The organism is Sulfitobacter sp. HI0129, assembly GCF_001635395.1.
GTDB lineage: Bacteria > Pseudomonadota > Alphaproteobacteria > Rhodobacterales > Rhodobacteraceae > Sulfitobacter.
On record NZ_LWGH01000653.1, the window covers coordinates 1 to 1,382 of the forward strand.

At 59.3% G+C, this 1,382-nt stretch carries 3 protein-coding genes; 1 reads left to right on the forward strand and 2 read right to left on the reverse strand.

The annotated features are described in order from the left end of the window. Positions 1–20: 20 nt before the first annotated feature. A complete protein-coding gene (locus tag A3764_RS24175; RefSeq protein WP_236628225.1) occupies positions 21–161 on the forward strand; it encodes a helix-turn-helix domain-containing protein in 141 nt (46 codons plus the stop codon). A gap of 20 nt (positions 162–181) precedes the next feature. Here A3764_RS24175 and A3764_RS16800 read toward each other — a convergent pair whose 3' ends face one another. Further along, complete coding sequence (locus tag A3764_RS16800; RefSeq protein ID WP_156505812.1) at positions 182–880, reverse strand: phosphate acyltransferase; 699 nt, start codon at positions 878–880, stop codon at positions 182–184. Positions 881–940: 60 nt separating this feature from the next. Then, a partial coding sequence (locus A3764_RS16805; RefSeq protein WP_067951800.1) for a recombinase family protein occupies positions 941–1,382 on the reverse strand: 442 nt, incomplete at its 5' end.

Genomic DNA, 1,382 nt, shown 5'->3' on the forward strand with positions numbered 1-1,382 from the left:
TGCTGGCGGCAAAGGACATGATGGAGGCCCAGCCGCAGAAATCCATTGCGGAAATCGCCTATTCTTTCGGATTTTCGGAACAGGCGCAGTTCTCACGCCTGTTCAAGGCAGCGTTCGGGGAAACCCCGTCAGCGTATCGCGCCACGCTTCGCCAAGGTTGAACGGGCAGCGGAACGCAAGGCTATTGCTGCCCTCGTAACATGGCGATGGCCAGCAGCAATCCATTCAAGCGCGCCTGCGCCCCGTCGGAACGGGAATTGAGCAGGATCGGAACCCTGCCCCCCAAAACAATTGATCCGGTCTGTGCATTGGCGTGGAATTTCCACGATTTTACCACGGCATTCGCAGCTTCGATGTTCGGAAAAACCAACATGTCGGCGCAACCGGATACACCGTCGGCAGCCGCGCCCTTGATCGCAGCAGCCCGTGGGCTGATCGCCATATCATAGCCCATCGGCCCCGCCAGAAGGAACCCGTTGGCACCCTGTCGTACCAATGTGGCAGCATCGATTGTAGCAGGCATCGCTGGGGTAACCTTTTCGGTCGCCGCGACCAGCGCCACTTTGGGATTTACGACCCCCAGACCACGCCACAAGGCGGCGCTGTTTTGGATGATCGCCCGTTTTTGTTCGCAGGTCGGGGCAGGAAGGATGCCGTTATCCGTCGCCCCGATCAATCGCCCGAACCCCGGAAGCTCGGCGATGGAGATATTGGACAAAACCCGCGAGACGGCGATCCCCGTATCGCGGTTCACCACTGCTTTTAGATAGGCACCGCTGTCCACGGCCCCCTTGATCAGGATATCCGCTCGTCCCTCGCGTATTTCAGACACGGCCAGCCTTGCCATATCAGCCGGTGTTTGCGCGGCCAGAACCGTCACACAATGCTGGGCGGAACTTGGCAACAAGGGGTCTGATGCCGGAGAGTGCAGAATCCTACGCTAAGCGCTGAGCACTCGTTTCCCATAGTCGCGTAGATTGCCGTTGGGATCGACATACCGGTAGAGCGTGACCGGTTTCACCCCCAGTTCCTTGCAGAGCTCTGAGACTGACGTGTCGCGGCTAGACATGGCAGCCTGAGCCATGCGGACCTGTGCTTTCGTCAGCGCAAATTTCCTCCCCCCCTTTCGCCCACGCGCGCGGGCGGCCTGAAGCCCCGCCATCGTGCGTTCGCGGATCAACTCGCTTTCAAATTCGGCAAGCGCAGCAAAGATGCCGAATGAAAGCCTTCCTGCCGCAGTCGTTGTGTCAATCTGCGCCCCTTGCCCGGTGAGAACTTTGAGGCCGACACCTCGCTCGGACAGCATGTTTACGGTTTTGACAAGGTGGTGGAGGTTGCGCCCCATACGATCGAGCTTCCACACAACCAGTACATCGCCCTTG

Coding starts and splice junctions, on each gene's coding strand:
- A3764_RS24175 (WP_236628225.1), top strand. CDS start 21: ATGGAGGCCCAGCCGCAGAAATCCATTGCGGAAATCGCCTATTCTTTC.